This window comes from Stenotrophomonas sp. (genome assembly GCF_031995405.1).
Lineage (GTDB): Bacteria > Pseudomonadota > Gammaproteobacteria > Xanthomonadales > Xanthomonadaceae > Stenotrophomonas.
The window spans coordinates 1-5,667 of sequence record NZ_DAMAGC010000046.1 but is presented as its reverse complement, the minus strand read 5'-3'; the positions used below and the strand labels follow the sequence as shown (position 1 = coordinate 5,667).

6 protein-coding genes and 1 pseudogene are annotated in these 5,667 nt (G+C 67.5%); 4 read left to right on the top strand and 3 right to left on the bottom strand.

Going from position 1 to position 5,667, the window contains the following annotated elements:
• The 3 genes from RTO53_RS10240 to RTO53_RS10230 form a co-directional block, all read left to right on the top strand.
• On the top strand, nt 1-1,094 hold a 1,094-nt coding region (locus tag RTO53_RS10240; protein WP_312237690.1), incomplete at its 5' end, for a class I SAM-dependent methyltransferase.
• Nucleotides 1,091-1,795, top strand: coding sequence for a pseudouridine synthase (locus RTO53_RS10235; protein WP_312237689.1), 705 nt, complete (start codon nt 1,091-1,093; stop codon nt 1,793-1,795). The genes RTO53_RS10240 and RTO53_RS10235, both read left to right, overlap by 4 nt.
• Entirely contained in the window at nt 1,792-2,469 is a 678-nt protein-coding gene (locus RTO53_RS10230) for an HAD family phosphatase (RefSeq protein WP_312237688.1), read from the top strand. The genes RTO53_RS10235 and RTO53_RS10230 overlap by 4 nt, the downstream gene beginning before the upstream one ends.
• A 725-nt stretch (nt 2,470-3,194) precedes the next feature.
• On the opposite strand, the gene RTO53_RS10225 is transcribed toward RTO53_RS10230, so the two are convergent.
• The 3 genes from RTO53_RS10225 to fabA all read right to left on the bottom strand — a co-directional run bounded on the left by RTO53_RS10225 (nt 3,195) and on the right by fabA (nt 5,275).
• Nucleotides 3,195-3,455 (bottom strand): hypothetical protein, encoded by a 261-nt coding sequence (locus RTO53_RS10225; protein ID WP_312237687.1) that lies wholly within the window; start codon nt 3,453-3,455, stop codon nt 3,195-3,197.
• A 96-nt stretch (nt 3,456-3,551) separates the two neighbouring features.
• Nucleotides 3,552-4,760 (bottom strand): beta-ketoacyl-ACP synthase I, encoded by a 1,209-nt coding sequence (fabB, locus tag RTO53_RS10220; protein WP_312237686.1) that lies wholly within the window; start codon nt 4,758-4,760, stop codon nt 3,552-3,554.
• Complete coding sequence (fabA, locus tag RTO53_RS10215; protein ID WP_038690696.1) at nt 4,760-5,275, bottom strand: 3-hydroxyacyl-[acyl-carrier-protein] dehydratase FabA; 516 nt, start codon at nt 5,273-5,275, stop codon at nt 4,760-4,762. Before fabA ends, fabB begins: the two co-directional genes overlap by 1 nt.
• Nucleotides 5,276-5,527: 252 nt before the next feature.
• On the opposite strand from fabA, the pseudogene RTO53_RS10210 reads away from it, so the two are divergent.
• A pseudogene (locus RTO53_RS10210) lies at nt 5,528-5,667 on the top strand (DNA polymerase IV); the annotation flags it as partial.

Below are 5,667 nucleotides of genomic sequence, written 5' to 3'. Positions count from 1 at the left end.
TGTTCCTGCCGTTCGCCAGCGGCGTGCTGTCCTGGCCCGCCGGCCCGGTGCTGTTCCTGCGCGCCCGCGATGGCTGGCCGCTGCGCGAGCATGCCCAGCCGGGCCAGCTGGTCTGCGAGCAGAGCTTCCGCCCGTTCGCCGACGCGCTGGAAGCCAGTGGCTGGACCGTACGCGACGAGCAGCAGCTGGCCAACGACACCACCCGCTATGCCCTGGTGCTGGTCCTGCCGCCGCGCCAGCGCGAGGAAGCCCGGGCCCTGTTCGCCCGCGCACTGGCGCTGACCGCGCCGGGTGGCGTGGTGGTGGCCTGCCAGCACAACAACGAAGGCGCTCGCTCCGGTGAAGGCGACCTGCAGCAGCTGGCCGGCCTGGGCGGCAAGCTGACCAAGAACCACTGCCGCGCCTACTGGACCGCGCCGCTGAACGACCAGCACGACGCCGCGCTGGCCCAGCGCTGGGCGACCCTGGATGCACCGCGCGCGATCCTTGGTGGGCGTTTCCAGAGCCGTCCGGGCATCTTCGCCTGGGACCGCATCGACCCGGCCTCGGCGCTGCTGGTGGAGCAGCTGCCGGCCGACCTGGCGGGCCGTGGCGCCGACCTGGGCGCCGGCTTCGGCTATCTGTCGGCCGAAGTGCTGGCGCGCTGCCCGGGCGTGACCGCGCTGGACCTGTTCGAGGCCGAAGGCCGCGCGCTGGCGCTGGCGCGCGAGAACCTGTCCGCGCTGAACAAGCCGGCGGCGCTGGCCTTCCACTGGCAGGACGTCACCGCCGGCATCGAAGGCCAGTACGACTTCATCGTCACCAACCCGCCGTTCCACACCCCCTCGCGCGCCGACCGTCCTGACATCGGCCAGCGTTTCATCGCCGTGGCCGCGCAGGCGCTGCGCCCGGGCGGGCGGATGTGGCTGGTGGCCAACCGCCACCTGCCATACGAGCAGATCCTCAACGACAGCTTCGGCCAGGTCCGCGTGGCCGCCGAGCGCGACGGCTTCAAGCTGATCCAGGCGACCAAGGCCAAGGAGACCACCGGCCGCACCCGCGAGCCGGCCCGGGTCAAGGACAGCCCGCGCGGCCGCAACTGGGACCGTGCATGAAACTGGTCAAGCTTCTGGCCAACCTGGGTTACGGCAGCCGCAAGCAGGTCCAGGCGATGTTCCGCGCCGGCCTGGTCACCGATGCCGATGGCGAGGTGCTGTACGCCGATGACGTGATCGCGCACGAGGCGATCCGGGTCGAGGGCGAGCCGCTGGACCCGCCGCAGGGGCTGACCCTGATGCTGCACAAGCCGCGCGGCTATACCTGTTCGACCAAGGACAAGGGCCGGCTGATCTACGACCTGCTGCCGCCGCGTTACCGCGAGCGCGCGCCGGTGCTGTCCTCGGTGGGCCGGCTGGACCGGGACACCAGCGGCATGCTGCTGATGACCGATGACGGTGCGCTGCTGCACCGGATCGTGTCGCCCAAATCGCGCCTGGACAAAGCCTATGAAGTGACCCTGGCCGAAGACCTGCGTGGCGATGAAACCGCGCGCTTCGCCAGTGGCGGCCTGCTGCTGGAATCGGACGACAAGCCGCTGCTGCCGGCCGAGCTGCACGTGGACGGCCCGCGCCAGGCGCAGCTTGTGCTGCATGAAGGCCGCTACCACCAGGCGCGGCGGATGTTCGCTGCGGTCGGCAACCATGTCGAGGCGCTGCACCGCAGCCGCATCGGTGGGTTGTCGCTGGGCGGGCTGGAAGAAGGCCAGTGGCGCACGCTCGATGCAGCGGACCTGGAAACTCTGTTCAACGTGCCATGAGCCAGATCGCTGCGCTGCCGTTCCTGCCTGACGCGGTCATCTTCGACATGGACGGGTTGATGATCGACAGCGAGCGCGTGTCGGTCGAGTGCTGGACCCAGGCCGCGCGCGAGCTGGGATTGCCGTTCGAGGACGGCTTCTGGTTGCGCATGGTCGGGTTGGGCGACCGCGATTGCGAACGCCTGCTGCTGCAGCGCATCGACGCGGGCCAGGTGGCGGCGTTGTTCGCGCGCTGCCATGACCTGTACGAACACCGCACGCACGCCGGGCTACCATTGCGGCCGGGGATCCTGGAACTGCTGCAGCTGTTGCGCGAACACGACATTCCGCGCGCGGTGGCCACCTCGACCCGGCAGCCGCGCGCGTCGCGCAAGCTGGCGGCGTCCGGGTTGCTGGATTTCTTCGACGTGGTGGTGACCAGCAGCGACGTGGCCCACCCCAAGCCGGCGCCGGACATCTACCTGCTGGCCGCGCAGAAGCTGGGCAAGGACCCGACGCGTTGCCTGGCGCTGGAAGATTCGCCAGCGGGCATCCGTGCGGCGGTGGGCGCGGGTATGACCGCGATCCAGGTGCCCGACTTGGTGCATCCCGATGAAGAACTGCGCGCACTGGGGCACCGCATCGTCGGCTCGCTGGTGGACGCACACGCGCTGCTCCTGCCCCACCTCCGGTAGAGCCGAGCCACGCTCGGCTGCCCCGGTGGTAGAGCCGAGCCATGCTCGGCTGCCTTTCGTACCGGCATCATGGCCCCCACACCAAGGGCGCCGGGCAGGTACGACGCCGATAACGCCGATGACGGTCTGATGGAGATTGGCTTCGGATGCGTGTGCCGCGCTGCGCGCGGTTGCCGAGCATGGCTCGGCACTACCGGTCATGCGCGCTGCGGGATTGCCCGTGCGTGATCAAGTCATGCGCGGCGCGGGATTGCCGGCGCGTCATCAAGTCACATGACCGGATCACGCCCCGGTGGTAGAGCCGAGCCATGCTCGGCTGCCGTTCGTGCCGGCATCATGGCCCCCACACCAAGGGCGCCGAGCAGGTACGACGCCGACGACGCCGATGACGGTTTGACGGAGATTGGCTTCGGATACGTGTGCCGCGCTGCGCGCGGTTGCCGAGCATGGCTCGGCACTACCGGTTATGCGCGGCGCGGGATTGCCCGTGCGTGATCAGGTCATGCGCGGTGCGGAATTGCCCGTGCGTGATCAAGTCACATGACCGGATCCCGCCCCGGTGGTAGAGCCGAGCCATGCTCGGCTGCCGTTCGTGCCGGCATCATGGCCCCCACACCAAGGGCGCCGAGCAGGTACGACGCTGATACCGCCGATGACGGTTTTGATGGAGATTGGCTTCGGATGCGTGTGCCGCGCTGCGCGCGGTTGCCGAGCATGGCTCGGCACTACCGGTCATGCGCGATGCGGGATTGCACGTGCGTCATCAGGTCATGCGCGATGCGGGATTGCACGTGCGTCATCAGGTCATGCGCGATGCGGGATTGCCCGTGCGTCATCAGGTCATGCGCAGTGCGGGATTGCACGTGCGTGATCAGGTCATGCACGGTGCGTGATTGCCCGTGCGTCATCAGGTCATGCGCGATGCGGAATTGCCGGCGCGTGATCAAGCCACATGGCCGGATCACGCCCCTGTAGAGCCGAGCCATGCTCGGCTGCCTTTCGTGCCGGCACCATGACCGCCCGACCAAAGACAAAAAGCCCGGCGCAGGGCCGGGCTTTTCCATCACGGTTTCAACCGCGCATCAGACCCGGCCGAAGACCAGCGCCGCGTTGGTGCCGCCGAAGCCGAAGCTGTTGGACATCACCGTGTTCAACTGCGCATCCTGGCTCTGGCGCACGATCGGGAAGCCTTCCACCAGCGGGTCGAGTTCACCGATGTTGGCCGAGCCGGCGATGAAGCCGTCGCGCATCATCAGCAGGCAGTAGATCGCTTCGTGCACGCTTGCCGCACCCAGCGAATGGCCGGACAGCGCCTTGGTCGAGGACAGCGGCGGAATCGTTTCGCCGAACACTTCGCGCACCGCCTTCAGCTCGGTGACATCGCCCAGCGGCGTCGAGGTGCCGTGCGTGTTGAGGTAGTCGATCGGGCCGGACAGGTTGGCCATCGCCATGTTCATGCAGCGCACCGCGCCTTCACCGGACGGGGCGACCATGTCGGCACCGTCGGAGGTGACACCGTAGCCGACCAGCTCGGCGTAGATGCGCGCGCCACGGGCCACGGCGTGGTCGTAATCTTCCAGCACCAGCATGCCGCCGCCACCGGCGATGACGAAGCCGTCGCGGTCCTTGTCGTACGGACGCGAGGCCGTGGCCGGGGTCTCGTTGAAGCGGGTGGACAGCGCGCCCATGGCGTCGAACATCACGCTCATCGACCAGTGCAGGTCTTCACCGCCACCGGCGAACATCACGTCCTGGGCGCCGTGGCGGATCAGGTCGGCGGCTGCGCCGATGCAATGGGCGGAGGTCGCGCACGCCGCCGACAGCGAGTAGCTCAGGCCCTTGATCTGGAAGGCGGTGGCCAGGCACGCCGACACCGTGGAGCACATCGTGCGCGGGACCATGTACGGGCCGACCTTGCGCACGCCACGGGCGCGCAGGATGTCGGCCGATTCGACCTGCCACTGGCTGGAGCCACCGCCCGAGCCGGCGATCAGGCCGGTGCGCGGGTTGGCGACCTGCGCGGTGTCCAGGCCGGCATCGGCGATCGCATCGCGCATGGCGATGTAGGCATAGGCCGAGGCATCGCTCATGAAGCGCTTGAGCTTGCGGTCGATCTGCGCATCCAGGTCCAGCTCGATGTTGCCGCCGACGTGACTGCGCAGACCGGCGTCTGCATGGTCGGGCAGGTTGCGGATGCCGGGGCGGCCTTCACGCAGTGCAGCGGAAACGGTGTCCAGATCGTTGCCCAGGCACGAGGTGATGCCCATTCCGGTAATGACGACGCGACGCATCAGAAGTTCTCGGTGGAAGTGAACAGACCTACGCGGAGGTCTTTGGCGGAATAGATTTCGCGGCCGTCCACCAGCATGCGGGCGTCGGCCTGGGCCATCACCAGCTTGCGGTTGATGACGCGGGTGATGTCGATTTCGTAGCTGACCAGCTTGGCCTCGGGCAGCACCTGGCCGGTGAACTTCACTTCACCGCAGCCCAGCGCGCGACCGCGGCCGGGGGCGCCGAGCCAGGTGAGGTAGAAGCCGGTGAGCTGCCACATGGCATCCAGGCCGAGGCAGCCGGGCATGACCGGGTCGCCGATGAAATGGCAGCCGAAGAACCACAGGTCCGGGCGGATATCCAGTTCGGCGCGTACCAGTCCCTTGCCGTGTGGGCCGCCGTCGTCGCGGATGTCGGTGATGCGATCGAACATCAGCATCGGATCGTTGGGCAGGCGACCGCTGCCCGGGCCGAACAGTTCACCGCGGGCGCTGGCCAGCAGTTGTTCGCGCGAGAACGCGTGGAGACGAGTCATGGAAAGCGCAATCCTGGAGAAGTTGCCATCGGGTAAAGCCGGCCGTGGGTCGGCTGTGTTGCGGGGATACAAGTGCGCAAGAGTGCAGAGGAAAAGCGATTCAATCAAACGTTTTAACCGTACGCTGGCGTAGTGTTTTCAGCTTGAAAAACGCATGTTGTTGTTATGAAAAGACCATACTCAGGCGTGTGGCTGTAATCTTGTTCATCTGGCAATCCGCTTCCAGGTCCGAGTCTTCCCGCCGTGTCGGTTCTGCGCAAAATCATTCATGTGGACATGGACGCGTTTTACGCGTCGGTGGAGCAGCGCGACGATCCGTCACTGCGCGGGCGGCCGGTGGTGGTGGCATGGAAGGGGGCGCGCTCGGTCGTATGCGCGGCATCGTATGAGGC